Source organism: Vibrio cholerae ATCC 14035 (assembly GCF_000621645.1).
GTDB classification, from domain to species: Bacteria; Pseudomonadota; Gammaproteobacteria; order Enterobacterales; family Vibrionaceae; genus Vibrio; species Vibrio cholerae.
On sequence record NZ_JHXR01000004.1, the window covers coordinates 105,716 to 128,243 of the forward strand.

A 22,528-nucleotide genomic window follows, 5' to 3' on the forward strand; every position below is an offset into this window, starting at 1 on the left:
AATTTGCTATAAAGCGCGCTTCAAAATTTTATGACTGCCTTTGGGCAGTGAAATGGAGACCGACCCGATGAGACTAGCTCATAAGCGTAAAGTGCAGGCTAAGCTGCAAAAACGCATTAAAGCGATCGTTGCTAACCTTGCCACGGTAAAATCGAGCACCTCTGTGCAGCAACCTGCGCAATCCGTGCACTCAAAGGCCCTTTCGGCGCACCAATCTGAGCAAGCAGCAACGCCAACTGTGGCTTGTCAACTGACGCCAAAACAGCAGCAAGTCCTTGAGATTGTGCGTGGCGCAGTAGAGGGGATTAACCCCAAAGCGATTGGTTTGCTTGCAGGCCAAGAGGAAGCGAAAGCTTCTGCATGGGCCGCGGGCGCGCTAAAAAAACTGCTCGATGAAAAGCTGGTTGAGAAAAACCAAGTCGGCAATAAAGTGACTTACACTCTGGCGGTGTAAGTTCTAAGTAAAGCTCCGTTATCGGAGCTTTACTACTGCTGACCAAGGTATCTACTGGCTCCTAGTTCACTTGATCTGTTATTGTCTTGCAAGTGATAGCTATGCCTTTGTCACATTTTTTACTCTTTTCTTTAAAATCCTCTCACGTAGAAATGACTACGTATATCCCCATCATATATTCATTAATCTTTCTTTATCCTTTTGTTTTTCAATATATTTTGTTTTTTTTCTACGTAGTAATACTTAAGACGAATGGCTAAACCGTGCGGTTAGGGTGTTACTTGGCTGCGTGGTCTCGCCGATTTCTTGTCTTACGAATATCGACCACATTGTTGACGAGCCTGTTGCAGGGTGCGCAGGTATGGATAACCAAGGACGTCAAACCATGAGTCTGATTCATCAATCTGTATCACGAGTTATGAAGCGAAGCGTGCTGCTTATTGCAGCGGGTGTTGCGCTGTTCACAACTTCCGCTTTTGCAGAAGAGAAAGTTTACCGTTTAACACTGGCTGAGACATGGGGACCTAACTTCCCAATCTTCGGCGACACCACAAAGAATATGGCGGCAATGGCGGAGAAAATGTCCAATGGCCGTTTACAAATTCGCATTGATTCTGCCAACAAACATAAAGCGCCACTGGGTGTGTTTGATATGGTGAAATCGGGCCAATACGACATGGGACACTCCGCGTCTTATTACTGGAAAGGCAAAGTTCCGAACACTTTGTATTTTACCTCTATGCCTTTTGGTATGACGACCGGCGAGCAATACGCATGGTTCTACCACGGTGGTGGTATGGAACTGATGGAGAAGGTTTACTCTCCACACAATATGCTCTCATTCCCCGGTGGTAACACCGACGTGCAGATGGGCGGCTGGTTCCAAAAAGAGATCAACAGCGTTGAAGATCTGCAAGGGCTGAAAATGCGCATTCCCGGTTTTGCCGGAGAAGTGTTAGCGGAGCTCGGTGCCAAACCCACCAACATTGCTCCGGGAGAGCTATACACTTCGCTCGAGCGTCGCACGATTGATGCGCTAGAGTGGGTAGGGCCGTCACTTGATCTACGTATGGGTTTCCACAAGATTGCGCCTTATTACTACACCGGTTGGCATGAGCCAGCAACTGAGCTGCAATTCTTAGTCAACCAAAAGACGTGGGATAAATTGCCTGAAGATCTGCGTGAAATCTTACGTGTTGCGATGCGCACTGCGGCTTACGACATGTATGTTCAATCAGTTCATGAAAGTGGCAAAAACTGGGTTTCGATTACCCAAGAGTTCCCAGATGTGAAAGTGAAGACCTTCCCAGCGCCTGTGATTAAAGCCCTGCGTGAGGTTAACGACCGACTACTGGCGAAACACGCAGCAGAAGATCCACTGGCTAAAGAGATTCAAGAATCGCAAGCCAACTATCTAAAACAAACACGTAGTTGGACAGATATTTCACTGCGAGCCTACCTCAATAGCGAATCACAATGATAAGCTGAACTGCGTGTGCAGGAAGCCCAAGAAAAGCACATAACGATAAGCTCCGTGCACATTCGTGACACGGAGCAATTTGATTAGACAGGGAGTGTGTAATGAGAAGTCTGATTTATGTTGAGCGGTTATTTAACCGTCTTAGCGATCTACTGGGGTGGCTCTCCAGTATTCTGTTTATTCTGTTGGTGGCCAACGTCGTGTATGACGTTGTGATGCGCTATGCCTTTAACGATGTTTCTATCGCCTTTCAAGAATTAGAGTGGCATCTGTTTGCCACGGTTTTTTTACTTGGTATTCCTTACGCCATTAAAGCGGGCGGCCATGTACGAGTCGATCTGTTCTATGAACGTTTATCGATGAAAGCACAGGCGGTGATCGACATTCTTGGCACTCTGTTTTTCCTGTTGCCGTTTTGCTTGTTAGTGGTCTATTTCGGGATCGACTTTGCTAAAGAAAGCTACGCGCTGGGTGAAACGTCTGGTGACCCGGGTGGTTTGCCATATCGTTGGATTATCAAGGCGATGATCCCAGTCTCTTTCACTTTCATGGCGATAAGTGGCGTCGGCTTGATCATCCACTCGCTCAATAAAGTGTTTAACCCACGTCTGATGCACGCAGACCAAACCAAGTAAGGGAAACGTATGATTGGTATTGTGATGTTTTTCGTTGCCCTGTTTGCGCTATTACTGGGTTTCCCCGTCGCTTTTACTTTTGGTGGCATTGCGCTGATTTTTGGCGTGTGGGCTGAAGGCATAGAGATGTTTGCGTTCATGCCTTACCGCATTCAATCGATCATGGAAAACACCGTGTTAATGGCGGTGCCGCTGTTTGTGTTTATGGGTTTGGTGCTACAAAAAACCAAGCTGGCGGAGCAATTATTAGAGTCGATGGGGCGCTTATTTGGTGGCATTCACGGTGGTGTGGCGATTTCTACCGTATTGGTGGGCACGTTACTCGCCGCTTCGACAGGGGTAGTGGGGGCATCGGTTGTGGCGATGGGACTAATCTCACTGCCTGTGATGCTCAAATACCGTTACGACAAAGGGTTGGCGTGTGGCACCATCTGTGCGTCGGGGACCCTTGGACAAATCATTCCGCCTTCTATCGTATTGATTCTATTGGGTGATGTGCTTGGGGTTCCGGTTGGCGATCTGTTCCAAGCCGCACTCTGGCCGGGCTTGATGCTGGTGGCGGCGTATATCATCTACATCCTGATTTACGCCAAGCTGAATCCGCAAGCGGCGATGCCTATTGAACCTGATGCCGATTTATCACGTCGTCAAGAAGTGGTGAAAGCACTGAAAGCGGTTATCCCGCCGTTGGCGCTGATTGTGGTGGTTCTGGGCTCGATTTTCGCTGGTGTGGCGACGCCCACAGAGTCCGCAGCACTTGGTGGTGCGGGCGCGATTTTACTGGCATTGGCGTATGGTCAATTCAGTTGGTCAATGGTCTATGATGCCTCTAAAGAAACCGTCAAAGTGACCGCCATGGTATTTGCTATTTTGCTCGGCGCGACCGCGTTCTCGATGGCGTTCACTTATACTGGTGGTGATGAGTTGGTCGAAGAATGGATGATGAATCTGCCCGGAGATAAATGGTGCTTCTTGATTGTCACTATGTTGGTGATCTTAATTCTGGGTTTCTTTATCGACTTCGTAGAAATCTGTTTCATCATCGTACCGATTTTGGCTCCAGTCGCCGTGCTGATGGATGTGGATATGACGTGGTTTGCTATCTTAATTGCGATGAACTTGCAAACGTCGTTCTTAACTCCGCCGTTCGGCTTTAGTTTGTTCTATCTGAAAGGGGTTGCGCCAAAGTCGGTCACCACCATGGATATCTATCGCGGCGTGGTGCCCTTTATCCTGATCCAGATTTTGGTGTTGATTTCGTTGATGGTATTCCCAAGCTTTTATGGAATGTGATCCGACTCAAGAGTGAGCGTATCGAAATTCAATCCACATCAACAAGTTGTTAGAGTGAAACTGCTTTTCGAAGGGTCGGAAAGCAGTTTTTTTATGGGGAAATGGAATGCCTCTCAAAGCCAAATTGATTTTGCTGGCTTTACTGCCTCTCTTAATTGCCACAGCAAGCATCAGTTGGATTTCGATCCATCAGGCTAAAACCTTAGGCCAGCGTGAAATTGAGATCTTCCGAGCTAAGCTGATGGAAGAGCGCGAAACCTCACTCAAAGACAGCGTCGAGGTGGCGTTTGATGCGGTGAGGTTGATTGCCAGTAATCCCAACTTAAGTGAAGCGGAAGCCAAACAGCAGGTCAAAGCGGTATTAACCAATATTCGTTATGGCTCTGATGGCTACTTTTTCGCTTATGATGCTCAGGGCACGAACTTGGTGCATCCGATCCAGCCTGAGCTGGTAGGGCAAAACTTATGGCAGTTGCAAGATGAACGCGGTGACTTTCTCATCCAAGCGCTACTTTTCCAAGCCCAATCGGGTGGTGGGTATCACCAATATTTGTGGCGCAAACCCTCAAGTGGAGAAACTGTCCCTAAACTCAGCTATTCGGCTTGGCTTGACGACTGGGAATGGATGATCGGCACCGGCTTGTACATTGAAGATCTCAGTCATGAAGTCGAGAAGATGCAAGCGGCAGTGAACGCAAATATTGATACCACCTTCTTTTCTGTTGTGGTGATTTTGATAGTCACTGTAGCGGTGATCATTGTGTTGACCTTAGCCATCAACCTGCATGAACACCGTTTGGCGGATAAGAATCTCAAAGATTTGGTACACAAAACCGTGTTGTTTCAGGAAGATGAAAAGAAGCATCTCGCCCGCGAACTGCATGACGGAATTAATCAGTTATTGGTGTCTAGCAAGTGTCATCTTGAGTTACTGGCCAACCAACTGAACGACCCTAAACAGATCGTGCATCTGGAAAAATCCCAGCACTCGTTGATAACTGCAATTAATGAAGTTCGGCGAATTTCACACCATTTGCGCCCCAGTGCGCTGGATGATCTCGGTTTACAAGCGGCACTCACGACGCTGCTCGAGGATTTCAAACTGCATTCACAAATGGAGATCGAGATGTTGTTTGACACCCAACCCGGCAAGCTAAAATCGGAAGTGGCCACCACGTTGTATCGAGTGGTGCAAGAGTCACTCAATAATATTGAAAAACACGCCAAAGCCGAGAAAGTCACGGTGTTACTGCAGCAAATGGGTGATATGTTGCAGCTTATGGTGCGTGATGATGGGGTAGGATTTTCCAGCAAAGAAGCGCTGCAAAAACGCGGGATTGGTTTACGTAACATGCGCGAACGTGTGGAGTTTATTGGTGGGGAATTTGAATTAAGCAGCGAGCCACAATTGGGCACCGAAATTACGGTTTTACTGAAGTTGGATGGAAGTGTTTATGGATAAACCAATCAGAGTGGTGATGGTGGATGATCATCAGGTGGTGTTGGATGGTTTTATTGCGCGTTTAGAGCAAGAGCCGGAAATCGAGGTCGTCGCCACCGCGAGTAATGGATTGGAAGCTTTAGAATTGGTCAAACTTCACCAACCGGATGTGGTGCTGATGGATGTGAGTATGCCGATCATGAACGGTATTGAAGCCACCCGCTTGATCAAAGAAGAAGTTCCTCACACCAAAGTATTGATGCTGACCATGCATGATAACCGCGAGTACATTATGCAAGTGATGCAAGCCGGCGCAATGGGCTACATGCTCAAAGAAATCTCAGCACTGAAAATGGTGCAAGCGATCAAAACGGTTCATCAAGGCGCGACGTACTTCTGCGAATCCACCACCTCGACACTGTTTAGCCAAGAGATTTTACCTGTGGCGAATAAGCCAAACCCGCTGAGCCGCCGTGAAGAGGCAATTTTACGTATGGTTGCACAAGGTTGCAGCAGTAAAAAAATCGCGACCTTGCTGAATATCAGCTATCGCACGGTCGAAACCCATAGGCAAAATATTAAGCATAAGCTCGACATCCACTCCACGGCAGAGTTGGCTCAATACGCGCTACAACATGGTTTACTGGAATGAACTATTCTGGCTGCGTGATGCTACCAATCGTCAGCATCGGCGCGGCATCCATATCTTGCGCGTTCATCATGGCAGAGATGCGTTGTACAGAAGAGAGCAGTAAGCTCTGTTCCCAATCTTGTAATTGATGGAATTGCTCAACAAAGCTCTCTTGTAAAGGCTGTGGTGCTTGTGCGAGCAGCTTACGCCCCTCATCGGTTAAGTGTGCATGAACTTTGCGTTTATCACTGTTACTGCGCACGCGCTGTACATAGCCGTTACGCTCCAATCGATCCAAAATCGTGGTAGCCGTGCCTTGGCTCATATTGGTATGCACCGCGAGCTCACGGATGGTGACCTGTTCACCTAAGTCATGAATTGAACGCATCAAAATCAATTGGGGGCCGGTGAGCCCTGCGTCCTTATTAAGTTTTTTGGAGTGTAGGTCAATGGCGCGGATGATCTGGCGCAGTGCGACTAATACTTCTTCGTGTTTTTCCACAGAGGGTTCACCCAGTTTGTGCTGAATCTGTCGCGAACCATACCTTACTTACCTTGATTTTTAAAGTGTTGAGCTAAGAGTAATCCATAGCTTTATTGCGATATTTTTTGAATTTTGCATTCCAGATAAATGCTTTGAATAGAAATTAAATTTCGGTGGTTTCTGATATGGTTTTTTGACATGAACAAAGGGTTTTCTATCTTTAACTGACTTAAATGGCCTGAAAACTGGATCTTTTCTGTGATCTATGTAAAATAATCGTGCTTTTAATGAATGGAATTAACAATGAGTACAAAGCAATTTGTGATTAAAAAACCGAAAATGCTTTGTTGTCATTGTTGTTGAGCTCGATTTAAATGACTCAGAGAGGATACATGACAAAAGAAATTGATAAGTACAGTATCGATAATACGGACTACACCGTAGGCCAAGATAATGTGCAGAAATGGGGGTTTGATGTGCACAATCCCGTGTTTGGGATCAGTGCAGGTTTGATCGCTGCATTTTTACTACTGACCGTACTCGTGGATGCCCACCAAGCTAAGATTGGGCTTGATACCGTAAAGCAGAGCATTATTGCGAGCTTCGACTGGTTGTTTATCTGGTCGGGTAACTTATTCCTACTGTTTTGTGTCGGATTGGTCATTTCACCGTTTGGTAAAATTCGGTTAGGTGGACAGGCCGCGAAAGCGGATCACTCTTTTCTATCTTGGTTAGCGATGTTGTTTGCTGCAGGGATGGGGATTGGTTTGATGTTCTGGAGTGTCGCAGAACCCGTGGCCTATTATACGGGGTGGTATGAAACACCACTGGGTGTAGAAGCCAACACTCCTCAAGCTGCGCAACTGGCGATGGGAGCAACCATGTTCCACTGGGGACTTCACCCGTGGGCCATTTATGGTGTTGTTGCTCTATCATTGGCTTTTTTCTGCTACAACAAAGGTTTACCACTTTCAATGCGCTCGGTTTTTTATCCGTTACTGGGTGATCGCGCTTGGGGTTGGGCAGGGCATGTGGTCGATATTCTTGCGGTATTAGCCACGCTGTTTGGTCTGGCAACGTCTCTCGGTCTTGGGGCGCAGCAAGCGGCTTCAGGTATCCACCATGTATTTGGTTTTGAATCGGGCATCGGGCTACAAATTGCTGTGATCTGTGTGGTGACAGGTTTAGCCACATTGTCTGTGGTTCGAGGTATTGATGGCGGGGTGAAAGTCATCTCTAACATCAATATGATTGTCGCGTTTTTATTGCTCGCACTGGTGGCTGTGATTGGTTATAGCGTCACATTGACTTCGATTCCGACGACTTTAATGGCTTACCTACAAAACCTAATCCCGCTGAGTAATCCTCATGGTCGTGAAGATGAAGTGTGGTTCCAAGGTTGGACAGTCTTCTACTGGGCATGGTGGATTTCATGGTCGCCGTTCGTTGGCATGTTCATCGCACGTGTTTCTAAAGGACGTACCATTCGTGAATTCATTGTGGCGGTATTATTGATCCCAACGTTAGTGACACTGGTGTGGATGTCGGTATTTGGTGGTCTGGCCGTGGATCAAGTGATTAATGAAATCGGCGTGTTAGGTCAAAATGGCTTAACCGATGTTTCGCTAGCCATGTTCCAGATGTTTGATTCGCTGGTTTTCGGTAAGGTGCTATCTGTGATTGCCGTGGTGTTGGTTTTGGTGTTTTTTATCACGTCGTCAGATTCGGGTTCACTGGTCATTGACAGTATTACCTCAGGTGGCAAATTAGATTCACCAGTATTGCAGCGTGTATTTTGGGCAGTACTCGAAGGCGCAGTCGCGGTTGCACTGCTATGGATTGGAGGCACGGAGGCGGTACAAGCGCTGCAAGCGGGCGTTATCTCTACAGCCTTGCCATTTACGGTGATCTTGCTACTGATGTGCGTCAGCTTATGGAAAGGGTTAAAAACCGAACCTGAGTTCATGGCTTCCAGCAAGCGTCTCCACCAATCTTAATACGCGGTATGCGTTGTCAAAAGGGCGGCGCAAACTAAAATCCGCATCAATCATTTCCTAGCCAAAATGTTCAAAAAAAAGCGCGGAGAGCTCTCCGCGCAAACTATCTGACGATAGAGATACCATCCCTACTTGAATCTGTAGGTTGACTATAGGAGCAGCTTTTTATAAAGCTGTGAATAAGGTGTTCTGAGTGTCTGGTGTCCAGTCTTGTTGTGAAACATGTGGGACACTGACTAAATAACGTTTACCTTTGTAATTGACGATGTCGCCTTGCTCATAGGAGACATTGAGTGTCCAGTTTGTCGCAGGATCGGCGTTGGTCCAAAGGCTTGACGTGGATGATGGAGCCCAATCCTGTTGCGCAGTGTGACTAATGACCGCTTTATACACCACACCTTGGTACAGAATATATTCTCCCGCTTGATACGTTTTACCTTCGCTCCAACGAGGAGTGTAATTATCCATCGTATCGAAAACATAACCTGCTTCTTTGGCAATCCGGATAAACTCGGCAAGTTTAGGTAAGTTTTGTGTCGCTCCCATACCGCGTTTGCCATCTTCAAATAAGAAATCATGGGTGAGCACAATCACTTTATCGGCGTGCAGTGGGGTGCCACAAGGGAACTCTTGTGTTTTCGAGTTAATTGGTTCGATAGTGGTTGGTGAGCAACTATTTAAGGCTTTATCCACATAGGCCAAAAAGGGAACGGCTTCGGTTAAGCTGTTGGCAGGCATAGGAATACCCCAGTTTTCGGGGGCCCAATCCACATCCCATCCGTGAGTTTGATAGCCTTGATTAGCAAGAATATTCTGTACTTGAATCGAGGCTTTCACACTGTTTGATGGGTTAGCTGGATCGCACACATAACCCGGCTCCCAAGGTTTTAAATTGTCGGATGTCGCGCATAAACCATCAGCTTGGAAGTGCTTTGTGACACGCCAACCGTTGGTATAGGGTAGGCGAGCCAACTCATATCCCTTGTAGTTTGGATAGCTACGAATAGTAGGCAGGTATTTTTCTAATGTGATCAAGTTTTGTTCAAAACTGGCCGCATCACGAACGGGATCTTGATACGAGTGGATTTGATGGTTACCGGTTGCATTACAATCTGCGCCACTGGTGGGGCCAAACTCTTCCACACAGTTATGAATCATATGATCGTAGCTGTGGTTGCCGACAATATGGCCTGAATCTAGAGCTAACTTTAGAGCCTCTAGAGCACGATCTTCATTTTCATCACCGATACCATCCAAGTGCCAAGCGTTAAAATAAAAAGTGGCTTTTACCCCGCCTTGGTTTAGAACCTTAATGACTTCTACTGACGCATTGATCGGGCCATCATCAAAAGTTAAATAAATCGTGCCCTTAGGGGTACTGTTTGCAAAAGAATGACCGGAAATGGCTAACGATATCGCGGTAAATAGAGCCAAGTTTTTTAATTTCATCTTAGTATCCATTATTTTAAATCAGAAATTTAAGAGTGACGTTGCTAGTGTTTATATTGATAGAAATAACAAGTCCATCAGGTAGGCTTATATATTTCTTCTCATTATCCTATCTAGAAGTGTATCGATAAAAATAGCGCTAACTATCCGAAATGGGATTTTGTTCACGAATAGCGCAACCGGTTGCGCTTTTTAATGCGGATTTATTTTGCTACAGTTTTTAAGTCGATATTTAAACAAGGGAAGTGTAGAGCATGAAAAAGATCCTACTCTGCTGTAGTGCTGGTATGTCTACCAGTATGTTAGTGAAGAAAATGCAGCAAGCTGCTGAAAGTAAAGGCATTGAGTGCAAGATTGATGCGTTATCAGTGAATGCATTTGAAGAGGCCATCCAAGAATATGATGTTTGCTTATTAGGGCCTCAAGTCCGTTTTCAGTTGGAAGAGCTACGCAAAACGGCCGATGAATATGGCAAAAACATTGCAGCTATCTCTCCTCAAGCTTACGGCATGATGAAAGGTGACGAGGTTCTTCAGCAAGCTTTAGATTTAATTAACTAAATCTGTTTTTCGGACAATATTTTCACTCAATCCTCATTAATTAAATGAGGATAGGGAACTCTTTATCTTAAATATAAGGTGAATCCTATGAAGCTTTATGATGCGATAATTGGAATCGTAGAAAAGCATATAGCCCCCATTGCAGCAAAAGTGGGGAATCAGCCTCATGTACGTGCCATGCGTGATGGTTTTATTGTGGCAATGCCATTTATTATTGTGGGTAGTTTTATTTTAATTTTTGCATTCCCTCCTTTTGCTGAAGATACCACCAATGTTTTTGGTCGCGTGTGGTTAAACTTCGCTACGACGCATTTCGATATCATCATGATGCCGTTTAATATGTCGATGGGCATTATGACCATATTTGTCTCGTTGGGTGTAGCATACAGCTTAGCGAAAGCTTACAAAATGGACGGTATCACGAGTGCAGTACTGTCACTGATGAGCTTTTTGTTGGTCGCGGCACCCGCCAAAGAAGACAGTCTATCGATGGCGCATATGGGCGGCACAGGGATTTTCACGGCAGTTATGTGTGCTTTTTTTGCCGTCGAACTGTATCGCTTTATGAAAAAGCATAACATTACCATTCGTATGCCAGAGCAAGTTCCACCTGCGATTGCTCGCTCATTCGAAGTTTTGTTGCCTGTCTTGGCGATTTTCTTGACGCTTTATCCGCTGAGCCTTTTTGTACAAGCCGAATATGGCATGTTGATCCCTGATGCTGTGATGGCGATGTTCAAACCGTTGATCAGTGCGTCAAACACACTGCCAGCGATTATCGGCGCGCTGCTGGTGTGTCAATTGTTATGGTTTGCGGGCATTCATGGGGCTGCGATTGTGGTCGGTCTGCTATCTCCCATCTTCTTAACCAATATCAGTGCTAACATTGATGCGTTTGTTACTGGGCAGCCCGTCCCGAATATCTTCACACAGCCATTCTGGGATTTTTACATCTTTATCGGTGGTTCAGGTGCAACCTTAGCGTTAGTGATTTTGATGTCCTTCAGCCGCTCAGCTCATTTAAAAAGCATCGGTCGTATGAGTGCGGTACCAGGATTCTTCCAAATTAACGAACCTGTGATTTTTGGTAGTCCAGTGGTGATGAACCCGATTTTATTCCTGCCTTTCGTTTTCGCTCCCGTAATCAATGCCACCATTGCTTATTTTGCGATTCAGTTGGGCTTTGTCGGTATGGGAGTAGCAACCACGCCATGGACAACACCGGCCATTATCGGTGCGTCATGGGGTAGTGGTTGGACGTTTACGCCTGTGTTGCTGGTCGTGGGTTTACTCATCCTTGATCTGCTCATTTACTTACCTTTCTTCAAAATGTTTGAGAAGCAAGTGGTTGAACAAGAGCAACCTGTGGAAAGTAAAGTCAAAGCAGCGCAACCAAGTGGACAAGGTGTCACGGCATAAACGGTTTAAGGCTGCCGATGGGCAGCCTTAGCTTCGGGAGAGAGAAATGGAACAAGAACTTATCGTGATGGAAATTATTTGCAACGCGGGTGAAGCGAGAAGCTTGTGTTATGAAGCATTACGTTTAGCGCGTACTCGATCTTTTGAGCAGGCAGAAGAGAAATTGTGTCAGGCTAAAGAGTGCTTAAACCGAGCTCATTTAATTCAAACACAATTGATTGAAGCCGATCAGGGTGAAGGCAAAGTACCAATGACCTTGGTGATGGTGCATGCTCAAGATCATTTAATGACGACAATTCTGGCACAGGAAATGGCGACTGAAATGGTGGCTTTACACAAACACTTGGCGGGTGAGGAAGCAAAATGTCTCGAAATGCATTAAAGCTGGCAGTCATCGGCGGTGGCAGTAGTTACACCCCAGAGCTTGTGGAAGGGGTTCTCAAAAGATTGGATTTTCTGCCAGTGAAGCAGTTGCACTTTGTGGATATTGAAGCAGGTGCGGAAAAATTACAGATCATTCGAGATCTTGCGCAGAGAATGGTCGACAAAGTTGGAGCTGACATTGAAATTAAAGCGGGCTTTGATCGCCGAGAGGCGATTACTGGCGCTGATTTCGTTATGACCCAGTTTCGGGTTGGGGGGCTTGCCGCTCGCGCGAATGATGAACGAATTCCACTGAAATATGATGTGATTGGGCAAGAAACCACAGGGCCTGGTGGTTTTGCCAAAGCACTTCGAACGATCCCAGTCATACTGGATATTTGCCGAGACATTGAAGAGCTAGCACCCAATGCCTGGATGCTCAACTTTACCAATCCTGCGGGCTTGGTCTCGGAGGCAGTCAGTAAATACTCAAAAGTCAAAAGCATAGGATTATGTAATGTTCCCGTTTCTATGCAGATGATGATTGCTGAAATGATGGCCTGTGAACCTCAAGACCTTCAGCTCGAGTTCGCTGGGCTGAACCATTTAGTTTGGGTGCACCAAGCTTGGTTGGATGGTCAAAATATCACTCAAACCGTTTTAGAAAAGGTGGGTGATGGCGCCAATTTCAGCATGAAAAATATCTGGGAAGAACCTTGGGATCCTGAGTTCTTAAAAGCGTTAGGCGCGATTCCTTGCCCTTATCACCGCTACTTTTACCAAACGGATGCTATGTTGGCAGAAGAGAAAAAAAGTGCTCAAGAGAAAGGAACGCGAGCTGAGCAAGTGATGGTCACTGAAAAGGCCTTATTTGAGCTCTATCAAGATCCACATCTGGCTCATAAGCCTAAAGAGTTAGAAGCGCGTGGCGGTGCTTATTATTCGGATGCCTCGTTAAATCTTGTTGATGCCATCTACAATAATCGCAATAGTATTCATGTGGTTAATGTGCAGAATCATGGGGCGATCAGTTCATTACCTCATGATGCTGTGATTGAATGCAGTGCGGTGGTGGGCAGTTGGGGAGCAAAACCGATTGCGGTCGGAGAACTTTCACCAAAAATCAGTGGATTGCTACATCAAGTGAAAGCCTATGAGCAGCTTGCGATAGAAGCTGCGGTACACGGTGACTATCACCTTGCTTTAATGGCTTTAACGAATAACCCATTGGTGCCTGATATTGGTCGGGCGAAAGCCATTTTGGATGATATTCTGCGTGAAAATGCCGTTTATCTACCCCAATTTAAACTCACCACATGGTAACGGTAATAAGGTGAATCTCTCAATGAAGGTAATTTTTAACGCGGACGATTTTGGTTTAACTCAAGGTGTCAACCAAGGTATTGTCAAGGCCCACCTTGATGGGGTCGTAAAATCAACCACTTTAATGGTGGGCATGCCTGCAGAGCAGCATGCAGTTCAATTGGCAAAACAGCTTCCCGAATTAAAAATTGGCCTTCATCTGAGGTTTACAGCAGGACGCCCTTTAACGGGAGAAAGAAACTTAACCGATGAACATGGCGTATTCACCGCTTATCGTGATTTTTGGCAGCGTAGAGACTATCAACCTGAGGCGATATACCATGAAGCTATCGCCCAGGTTGAACATTTTCTAAAGCTTGGACTCACTTTAAGTCATCTTGATAGCCATCATCACGCCCATACTCATCCTCAATTGGCTCCGATCATTTATGAAGTGGCTAAAAAATACCATGTTCCACTGCGGGATATTGGTATGGCAGGGGAGGAGGCGTTCGGCTGTCGTTATCATTTCACTGATTTTTTCTATGATCAACGTTTGGGCATCGACCCTTTAATGAAACATCTGCTTGAGCTAAAAGAACGCTTCGATCTGGTTGAGGTTATGTGCCATCCTGCGTTCGTGGATCCATTACTCGAAAAGTGCAGCGGTTATGCCAAGCAAAGAGAAGAAGAGTTGCGCATTCTGACTAGCGCACAATTAATACAATTGTTGGTAGCGCATGATATCGAAATCACGGATTACTCGGCTTTGATTTCTGCTCCTCTGCACTCCTGTGTATGATGGGAGCTGTCTCGCCGAGTGGAGACTTCCGTAAGGGAGTGTCGTGCAAGCTCGCAGTTCCTTGTTTTTCTGAAGTTTCTGACTTCCTATAGGCTCTAATATGGCAAGAATTAAAGATGTTGCTGAACTTGCAGGTGTGAACCGCTCTACCGTATCGAGGATCATCAATGGTGAGGGGAAATTTAAAGAGGAAACGCGGCGTAAGGTTGAGCAAGCAATGGCTCAACTTAATTATCGACCGAGTGCAATAGCCCGTTCTTTGGCGACCTCCTCATCGAATATGATGGGTCTTCTAGTCACGTATTACACAGGTGGCTTTTTTGGTGAAATGATGGAACAGGTGCAAACCGAGTTGGATATGCACCATAAGTTTTTGATCACAGCACAAGGCCATCACTCTGCACAAGGAGAGAGAGAGGCGATACAGCGCTTTCACGATCTGCGTTGCGATGGGTATGTTCTGCACAGCCGGTATTTATCAGACGATGATTTGCGAGCATTAGCTCAGCAGCCGACTCCCTTTGTTCTTCTCGATCGTTATGTGGCAGGTTTGGAAGAGCGCTGCATTACTTTTGACCATCGTGGAGCAAGCCAGATAGTGGTGGAGCATCTCATTCAGCAAGGCCACAGGAAAATTGCTTGTATCACCGGACCGCTACACAGACACAATAGTCGTCTACGGCAGCAAGGCTATCTCGATGCCTTAGCTCAAGCGGGGATTCTCCCGAGCAAGTCACTGTGTGAAGAAGGCAATTACGGTCGCAAAAGTGGTTATTTTGCGATGCAGCAGCTATTCGCTCGCCACCCCGAGATCACGGCTGTTTTCTCGTGTAGTGAGGAGATGACGACTGGGGCGCTGCAGTATTTACATGAACAAGGTATTGCGGTGCCGGGGCGGATTTCTATCGTCAGTTTTGACAGTGTTGATTTGTGTGAGAGTCTATATCCAACGGTGACGGCGGTACATTTCCCGATCAGCGAAATGGCACGTGCGGCGGTGCAGTCATTGATTGCGATGGTGAAACAGCAACCGACAGTCGGTCCGCAAAGCTTTCGTCCGATCTTAAAAAAGCGTCACGCCGATCAACCACTGTCGAAAATAGCTGAAAGGCAAGACTCATAAACGACCCTCAGTGATTTGAAGTTTACAGCCAACGCTAACGCTGCTGTAAGCGTTAAGTAATAGGGGAGTAAAAAGTCAGCGGGGATAAAAAGTAAGAGCGGATAAAAAAGTGTCGCGAACACAATCGTGTAGGCGACACTTTCAGTTTAGACAGTCTGGTTCGCTAAGCTGGGCGGCAGTTTGGCTACCTGCTGGATCAGCAGGGGATTGCCAAGAACATAACTCAGTTCGACTTTGGTCAGTAGCGCCAATAGGCTTTCCTGACTCTCCGCTTCCTGTACTTTAATGCGTGCTACCGCATCCAAAGGCTCAATCGCGGTGCCGGGTTGGCGCGACGGCAGTTTATCCATCATCGCAATATGTAGAGCGATCAGGTTGTGATCAGCAAGTACCATGCGTGCGTTCCACACTTCCTGAAGATCCACCACATACTCGTCACGACGAGCTTGCGCAGCAAGCACAATAGCCGGTGTTTCAATTTCTTCTGGAGTCGCAAGAATGCGTTTTTGTTTAAACCAAGCTCCGATGGTGTATGACGCCGTGATCCCAGAGAGTGGTACAGAGAACCACAAACCGATTAAGGCTGGAGACATCCACGCCAGTAGGGTCCATGAGTCGAGCATCGCTGCATAACCAAGGAGTACTCCCGCTGTCATATGCCAACGGTGGCGGTACAGCAAGTCTTTGATTGGCAAGCTACCGTCATCACGTCGTTGAGGAGCCCAACCACTATCACGTCCAAACAAAATCGACACAACCGCGCCACAGTGGATGAGCATCATGATGGGAGCGACCAGTGCAGACAGTAGGATCTCTGTCACCGCGCTGAGTATGACTCTCAGTCGTCCCCCTAAGGTACGACACATTTCACCATCAAACATCAGCAGCAGTAATCCGAAAATTTTCGGGCTAAATAGAATACCCATGGTGATGTAAAATAGTTGCAATGCGCGTGCGGAGTCCATGACCGGCCAAGTCGGGAACAGTGAAAACTGCTCGGTAAAATACTCAGGACGAATAAAGTGCGCTTGCAGTGCCAGTAACAAACCCGACAAAATCAACAGCAGCCAAAATGGCGAAGAGAGGTAGGACATAATGCCCGTAGTCAGGTGCAAACGACTGATCCAGTGCAGACCTTTGGTGCCTATGATGCGGCTGTGTTGCAGGTTGCCTTGACACCAACGGCGATCGCGCACGGCTAAATCGATAATCGAAGGAGGGCACTCTTCAAAAGAGCCACTCAGATCCGCGGCGATGGTAACACTCCAACCTGCGCGACGAATTAAAGCAGCTTCCACGAAATCGTGACTGAGGATATGTCCACCAAAAGGCGGTCTACCAGATAAATGCGGTAGGCCAGCGGCACTCATAAAGGCTTCCGTACGAATAATCGCGTTGTGACCCCAGAAGTTACCTTCCTTTTGTACCCACCAAGCCAGACCAGTACCGACCACTGGACCATAGATGCGAGCGGCAAACTGCTGCACACGAGCCATGAGCGTCGTGCCATTGATCAGCGCCGGAATGGTTTGAATCAATCCAGCATCTGGGTCACTTTGCATCCGTTGAGCCAATGAAATCATAGTACTTGGCTGCATCACACTATCGGCATCCAATACTAATAAGTGGTCGTACCCCGAGCCCCAACGACGGCAGAAATCGGCAATATTCCCCGCTTTGCGCGCAATGTTTTTACGACGGCGGCGGTAATAAACGTTAGCTTTACCTGCGGTTTGTTGACGCAGCAACCAGAAGGCTTGCTCTTCAGATAACGCCACTTCAGGATCGGTGGTGTCACTGAGAATAAACCAATCGAAGGCATGTCCGTGTTCAGTTTTCGCCAGAGCCAAAGCCATGGTTTCTACTGCGGCAAAGACTCGATCGGGTGCCTCGTTGTAAGTCGGCATCAAAATTGCGGTACGTGTCGTTAGGGGTTGTTCTGTATTGGGGGCAGGTTTGCGACTCGCGAGAACAAAAAATCCGGCAATCGAGCTTGAGAAGGCTAAGGCAATCCAGCAGAAGTTGATAGCAAAGAGAACCAGTACCGCGTATTCGATAGGCGTTAGTCCACCGACCAAAAATACGCCGCGCATTTCAAAGATGGCAAAAGCAGAAATGAGTAAAGCAAAACCAACCACAAACACACGTCGCCACGAGCAGGATTTAACCCCACCCGTTTGAATGGCGTCACGCGGAAAACCTTCACTCAGTCGTTTAAGATTTTGTTCCGGCATTTCGCCGTGTTGTTCTGGTGGCATGGCAGAGCCTCCCATTAACTGGGAGGCTCCTTGTTCAACCATTGGGTTTGTCATAAAAAATCCGAGTACTTACTACAGGGTCCAACGATACAACCAAGTTTCTACAGGACGCGCTTCTTGCAAAGTGAGCTCTGCCCGTAGTTCAGCCAGCGTCACTTCGCCTGGATCAAATTCAAATGAGAGGCGATAGCCATTATTGGCAGGGTTATCACGCAGTACAACGTTACTGATTACCCCAGCATTGCTGCGCACTTTCGGTTCTGGCATCTGTGCAGGCTTGGCACCTTGGACTTGGTAATCAATCACGAACAAACGTTTTGGCGTTGGTTTGGCAATATCGGCACGTCCACTCGCAGTACGGCTTACAGTGATCGCTTGTGGATTCGCTTCTGGTTGCGCACCCCAGTTGAGGTGATAAGAGAAACGATATTCACTGCCTGCTGCAAGAGGTTGTGCTGGCTTCCAGAAGGCGACAATGTTGTCGTGAATTTCTGATTGAGTTGGAATTTCTGTCAACACGACAGCACCAGGACCCCAGTTACCGACCGGTTCAACCCACAGACTTGGACGTTTTTCGTAATGGGCTTCCAAATCTTGGTAGTTGGCGTAATCGCGCTCACGCTGCATCAAACCAAAGCCTTGCGGTGAGTTGTCCATAAAGGCGCTCACTTGCAGTGTGCTAGGGTTAGCCAATGGACGCCACAAACGTTCACCACGTCCGTTGATCATCAATAAACCATCAGAATCATGCACAGAAGGACGGAAATCATCGGTCTTCTCACGGCCATTTGGCGAATGCATGAACATACTGGTTGCCGGAGCTAGACCAACTTTGCTTAACTCCACGCGTGGGAAGAGTACCGCCTCAACGTCCATACGAGTATTTTCTCCTGGACGAATAGAGAAACGATACGCACCAGACACGCTTGGGCTATCCAGTAGGGCATGGACCACAATCAAGTTGGTGTCGTAGTTTGGTTTTTCCACCCAGAAGGCACGGAAAATAGGGAACTCTTCACCCGCTGGATCGGCAGTTTTGATGGCCAAGCCACGCGCAGACAAGCCATACGCATTGCCTTTACCCAGAGCACGGAAGTAGCTTGCTCCTTGGAATACAAACAGTTCATCAAAATAGGATGGGCTGTTGAGAGGGTAATGCACACGAAGACCACTATAACCAATATCTTCAGTCGGCAGGTTCTGTTGTAGAACTTCGCCAGCGGTGAACATATTGGGGTCGTAACTTAGGTGAGTGGCTTGGTTGCCTTCAACAAGTGCAATTTCAATCAGATCTTGGAAGAAGAAACCGCGATGGAATAGTTGCATTTGATATGGTAGGCCATCTGCTTTCCACACTGCACTGTCGGGTTTAAAACGAATATCGCGGTACTCATCATAACTGATATTGGCCAAACTCTCTGGTAGCGGATCTTTTAAGGCAACATAAGGCTTTTTCGCCAGTTGGCGAGCTAGGCGAACAACGGTGTCGTTATCAAACGATCCCGTTTTGGCAAAGCGAACCACATTTTTAACTTCGCCAGCTTTTGTTGGCTTAGTAGACTCTGAATTCACTGGAGAAGAGGCATTAGTATTTTTAATGTCTGTAGCAAAACCATTATCAGACATCAGCAAAGAAGCCCCAAACAGCAGGGAGAAAAGTACAATCAGTTTTTGCGCATGACGTTGCACGGCGCTGGACACACGAATCATATAGAAATGAACCGATAACAAAGTGAAATACGAAGATAGCTTAAGAGTTTACTGCAATTTTGCTGACCGGACGGTATCGCAGGAAATTGCAGGTCTCATTAAGCGCGAAAGATAGCAGAACTGTAAAAAAATGCACAACATATGTTGTTGAGAACTGTCTTTATCAGATATTTTCTATTCATAAGCTTATATCCTTTAGTTATATGTGATTTTGGAAGGCAAATCACGTTGTGTGAGAGCAAAAAGTTTGGCATAAGCCAGTAATTTGTCGTTTAAGACCTTATAACATAAAAGGTTAATTCTGGTCTGTGACAAGTTGTGAGAAAAAATGACAAAACGAGTGCGCTTTAATCGAATAGTGTTTACTATCGTGACTCCTTCGTTCCAACCTTTTGTTTGACATAATGAAATTAACACTAAAACACAAACTGATTGGCGCAAGTTTATCGGCAGTGGTGGTGATGGCGACGGCATTGACTTGGTTTTCCGCCAGTCAATTGCAACAGCAAACCAGCAATGCGGTTTATACTCGTGCTGACGCAATTTCTTCGACCGCTGCTAAAGGCATCTCAGATTGGATTTCTATCCGTAAATCAATTAGTACTGCGTTTAATGCTCACATTGAAGCACAAGATGTTGTCCCTTATCTGCAACAAGCGCGCAATGCGGGTGGTTTTGACGATATTTTTTACGGTACGACTGATGGCGCGATGTACCGCTCACATCCAGAGCGTAATCGTGCGGATTACGATCCACGTACGCGCCCTTGGTATAAAGATGCAGCCAGTGCGGGTAAGCAGATCATCACCACCGCATACAGTGATGCGATAACCGGCGCACTGCTTGTGACGATTGCAGAACCTGTTCGCCTTAACGGTAATATGAGTGGTGTGGTTGGCGCAGATGTCCTCATTGATCAGCTGATTGCGGACGTGATCAGCATGGACGCAGGAAAAAATGCACAAACCATGTTGATTGATGGCCAAAACGGTTCGTTTCTAGCACATCCAGATAAATCCTTGCTACTGAAGCCTGTGACGACGCTCTCTTCTGCTTTGGACATGCGCACTATCGAGCGTGCTGCGAATCAAGGTGAGTTGCTTGCGCTTAAACTGAATGGCGTGGAGAAGTTCTTCTTTTTCACTGCGGTACCCGATACACCTTGGTATTTCGCAGTACAGATGGACAGTGATACCGAATACGCCTCTCATTCTGAGTTATTAACAGGCCTTATCACTACTGCGTTACTGATCACTGTGATTGTGATTGTGGTTGTGATTGTCTCTTGGCTCGTTAGCTTCTTGTTCCGTGATTTGGGTCGTGTATCGAAAGCGCTGGAGGAAATTGCCTCTGGTGATGCCGATTTGACACAACGTTTAGAACCTCGCAGTGATGATGAAGTCGGACAACTGGCAAGCAACTTCAATACCTTTGTGAGCAACATGCACACCATGGTACTCAAGTTAAGCCATGTTTCAGCCGCATTGGCGCAGCAGTCGAAAGTGACGGCGGCACAAGCGGAAGAGCGCAGTAGCCGAATTCGCTTGCAACAAGACGAAATCAATATGGTGGCTACCGCAATTAATGAGATGGCTGCTGCCACTCAAGAAATTGCGGGTAATGCGGATCACACGGCGCAAAACGCAGGTGAAGCCGTGACGGCGTGTGTCCATGGCGCGGGTCAAGTCACTCAAACGCAGCGTTCGATTCAATCTTTGGCTGAAGAAGTACAAGTCGCGACCGAAGTTATTCAAGAGCTGGAAGCACATGGTCACCAAATCAGTACGATTCTGTCGACGATTCAGAACATCGCTGAACAGACCAACCTACTGGCGCTGAATGCGGCCATTGAAGCTGCCCGTGCGGGTGAGCAAGGACGTGGTTTTGCTGTCGTGGCTGATGAAGTTCGTGTGTTGAGTCAACGTACCCACGCGTCGACCAAAGAAATCCAGCAGATGATTGAAACGCTGCAAGCCACCACAGGTAAAGCGGTAGGTATTATGGACGACAGTCGTCGCCTCGCGGACACCAGTGTTGATGATGCGAATGAAGCTTCGGTTAGCTTGGAGCAGATCCATAAAACTGTAGAACGTATCAGTGATATGGCGACGCAAATTGCGTCAGCGGCTGAAGAGCAAGCTTCTGTGACTTCGGAGATCACTCGCAATACCGTAGGTATTCGTGATGTTTCAAATGATCTCGCGCAAGAAGCTCACTCCGCTGCTGAACAAGCTGCAGAGTTGTCTGAACTGTCTCATGAGTTAGAACAAGAGATCCGTCGTTTTAAACTGTAATGACGTCACTGACAAAGTCAGAGTAAGGAGCGCTTGATGCGCTCCTTTTTCGTTCTTATGTATCTCGTCGTTTCGAGTTTCGATTCGCGGTCAAAGACCTATATAGGGCTCTTAGCCACAGAGCACAGAGCCTAAAGCCACAAAGACTGAATAGCGGTGTGGGGTGGGAGATGGTGCGCGCACTGCGCTTGAAAAAGTTCTGCGGTCGCAATGGCATCCGTCAGCGCATGGTGAGGTGAGTAGGGCGGTAAGTGATAACGCATCCGTGATTGCCCAAGGCGTATTGAGGGTAAAGGTCGACGTGCAATCCGTTGCCACAGCGAGCGTTGCTTATCCAGTAACTGACGTTCAATTTCTAATGTATCCAACACGGGAAACTCGATCGCCTCGCCCCATATATTCAGGCTAATCTGGCGCAAAAAATCACGTTCAATATGCCTAAAGTGTACGACGACAATCTTGCCGTGCAGCGCCTCGAGTAATTCCTTCAACACCTGTTCTGGAGCTTGCGCATGCTGCAACTCGGAGTGCGTGATCCCATGGAACACTATCGACTCATCTTCAAGCGGTTGAGAGGGTTTTACTAACCAATACCGAGCTTGACTAAGAAAAATCCGTTGAGTAGTAAAAGGCACTAAACCGATACTCACAATGGCATCTTGCTCGGCATTCAGTCCCGTTGTTTCAAAATCGAGGGCAACCAGTGAGCACTGATGAATCGGTGTTGAGCCTTCAACCAGAGGTTGAGCATAAAAGCGCTGTAAATGGGTTTGCCGAGCCTGCTGGGCTAAGTGAGCAAATCGAGCGGGCCAGTAAATCGCAGAATCGAACAT

19 protein-coding genes are annotated in these 22,528 nt (G+C 47.0%); 14 read left to right on the forward strand and 5 right to left on the reverse strand.

Annotated features, from left to right (window positions below):
• Window positions 1–67 precede the first annotated feature (67 nt).
• From T411_RS0105465 to T411_RS0105490, 6 genes are all read left to right on the forward strand, one after another.
• Window positions 68–454 carry a hypothetical protein gene (locus T411_RS0105465; RefSeq protein WP_001234203.1) on the forward strand — a complete coding sequence of 129 codons (387 nt, stop codon included), beginning with the start codon at window positions 68–70 and terminating at the stop codon, window positions 452–454.
• A 385-nt stretch (window positions 455–839) separates the two neighbouring features.
• Window positions 840–1,934, forward strand: a complete 1,095-nt coding sequence (locus T411_RS0105470; RefSeq protein ID WP_001995160.1) for a TRAP transporter substrate-binding protein — start codon at window positions 840–842, stop codon at window positions 1,932–1,934.
• A gap of 101 nt (window positions 1,935–2,035) precedes the next feature.
• Entirely contained in the window at window positions 2,036–2,569 is a 534-nt protein-coding gene (locus tag T411_RS0105475) for a TRAP transporter small permease subunit (RefSeq protein WP_001257145.1), read from the forward strand.
• A 9-nt stretch (window positions 2,570–2,578) separates the two neighbouring features.
• The gene (locus T411_RS0105480) at window positions 2,579–3,862 is read left to right on the forward strand and encodes a TRAP transporter large permease (protein ID WP_000579493.1); all 1,284 of its coding nucleotides are present in this window, start codon (window positions 2,579–2,581) and stop codon (window positions 3,860–3,862) included.
• A 106-nt stretch (window positions 3,863–3,968) separates the two neighbouring features.
• Entirely contained in the window at window positions 3,969–5,324 is a 1,356-nt protein-coding gene (locus T411_RS0105485) for a cache domain-containing protein (protein ID WP_001128513.1), read from the forward strand.
• Window positions 5,317–5,955 (forward strand): response regulator transcription factor, encoded by a 639-nt coding sequence (locus T411_RS0105490; RefSeq protein ID WP_000360438.1) that lies wholly within the window; start codon window positions 5,317–5,319, stop codon window positions 5,953–5,955. Before T411_RS0105485 ends, T411_RS0105490 begins: the two co-directional genes overlap by 8 nt.
• Window position 5,956: 1 nt before the next feature.
• Here T411_RS0105490 and T411_RS0105495 read toward each other — a convergent pair whose 3' ends face one another.
• Window positions 5,957–6,436 (reverse strand): MarR family winged helix-turn-helix transcriptional regulator, encoded by a 480-nt coding sequence (locus T411_RS0105495; RefSeq protein ID WP_000410818.1) that lies wholly within the window; start codon window positions 6,434–6,436, stop codon window positions 5,957–5,959.
• Between the two features lie 374 nt (window positions 6,437–6,810).
• Here T411_RS0105495 and T411_RS0105500 point away from each other — a divergent pair, with 374 nt between their 5' ends.
• Window positions 6,811–8,415 (forward strand): BCCT family transporter, encoded by a 1,605-nt coding sequence (locus T411_RS0105500; protein WP_000159494.1) that lies wholly within the window; start codon window positions 6,811–6,813, stop codon window positions 8,413–8,415.
• 165 nt (window positions 8,416–8,580) lie between these two features.
• On the opposite strand, the gene cod is transcribed toward T411_RS0105500, so the two are convergent.
• Window positions 8,581–9,876 carry a chitin oligosaccharide deacetylase gene (cod, locus tag T411_RS0105505; RefSeq protein WP_002148701.1) on the reverse strand — a complete coding sequence of 432 codons (1,296 nt, stop codon included), beginning with the start codon at window positions 9,874–9,876 and terminating at the stop codon, window positions 8,581–8,583.
• 242 nt (window positions 9,877–10,118) lie between these two features.
• Here cod and T411_RS0105510 point away from each other — a divergent pair, with 242 nt between their 5' ends.
• The 6 genes from T411_RS0105510 (at window position 10,119) to T411_RS0105535 (ending at window position 15,433) form a co-directional block, all read left to right on the forward strand.
• The gene (locus T411_RS0105510) at window positions 10,119–10,424 is read left to right on the forward strand and encodes a PTS sugar transporter subunit IIB (RefSeq protein ID WP_000722179.1); all 306 of its coding nucleotides are present in this window, start codon (window positions 10,119–10,121) and stop codon (window positions 10,422–10,424) included.
• 87 nt (window positions 10,425–10,511) lie between these two features.
• On the forward strand, window positions 10,512–11,843 hold the full coding sequence (locus tag T411_RS0105515; RefSeq protein WP_000780653.1) for a PTS sugar transporter subunit IIC: 1,332 nt from the start codon (window positions 10,512–10,514) through the stop codon (window positions 11,841–11,843).
• A 46-nt stretch (window positions 11,844–11,889) separates the two neighbouring features.
• On the forward strand, window positions 11,890–12,225 hold the full coding sequence (locus T411_RS0105520; RefSeq protein ID WP_000434480.1) for a PTS lactose/cellobiose transporter subunit IIA: 336 nt from the start codon (window positions 11,890–11,892) through the stop codon (window positions 12,223–12,225).
• Window positions 12,207–13,529: a 6-phospho-beta-glucosidase gene (locus T411_RS0105525; RefSeq protein ID WP_000089169.1), complete on the forward strand. Its 1,323-nt coding sequence runs from the start codon at window positions 12,207–12,209 to the stop codon at window positions 13,527–13,529. Before T411_RS0105520 ends, T411_RS0105525 begins: the two co-directional genes overlap by 19 nt.
• Window positions 13,530–13,551: 22 nt before the next feature.
• Window positions 13,552–14,310 (forward strand): chitin disaccharide deacetylase, encoded by a 759-nt coding sequence (gene chbG, locus T411_RS0105530; RefSeq protein WP_000864268.1) that lies wholly within the window; start codon window positions 13,552–13,554, stop codon window positions 14,308–14,310.
• 100 nt (window positions 14,311–14,410) lie between these two features.
• Window positions 14,411–15,433 carry a LacI family DNA-binding transcriptional regulator gene (locus T411_RS0105535; protein WP_000101062.1) on the forward strand — a complete coding sequence of 341 codons (1,023 nt, stop codon included), beginning with the start codon at window positions 14,411–14,413 and terminating at the stop codon, window positions 15,431–15,433.
• A 146-nt stretch (window positions 15,434–15,579) separates the two neighbouring features.
• Here the strand turns inward: T411_RS0105535 and mdoH are convergent, their stop codons facing one another.
• Both mdoH and T411_RS0105545 read right to left on the reverse strand, forming a co-directional pair.
• Window positions 15,580–17,691: a glucans biosynthesis glucosyltransferase MdoH gene (gene mdoH / locus T411_RS0105540; protein WP_001918470.1), complete on the reverse strand. Its 2,112-nt coding sequence runs from the start codon at window positions 17,689–17,691 to the stop codon at window positions 15,580–15,582.
• A gap of 72 nt (window positions 17,692–17,763) precedes the next feature.
• Window positions 17,764–19,401 (reverse strand): glucan biosynthesis protein G, encoded by a 1,638-nt coding sequence (locus T411_RS0105545; RefSeq protein ID WP_000621906.1) that lies wholly within the window; start codon window positions 19,399–19,401, stop codon window positions 17,764–17,766.
• Between the two features lie 404 nt (window positions 19,402–19,805).
• Between T411_RS0105545 and T411_RS0105550 the strand changes: the two genes are divergently transcribed.
• The gene (locus T411_RS0105550; RefSeq protein ID WP_000779048.1) at window positions 19,806–21,695 is read left to right on the forward strand and encodes a methyl-accepting chemotaxis protein; all 1,890 of its coding nucleotides are present in this window, start codon (window positions 19,806–19,808) and stop codon (window positions 21,693–21,695) included.
• Window positions 21,696–21,826: 131 nt separating this feature from the next.
• On the opposite strand, the gene T411_RS0105555 is transcribed toward T411_RS0105550, so the two are convergent.
• On the reverse strand, window positions 21,827–22,528 hold the full coding sequence (locus T411_RS0105555; RefSeq protein WP_000460392.1) for a 3'-5' exonuclease: 702 nt from the start codon (window positions 22,526–22,528) through the stop codon (window positions 21,827–21,829).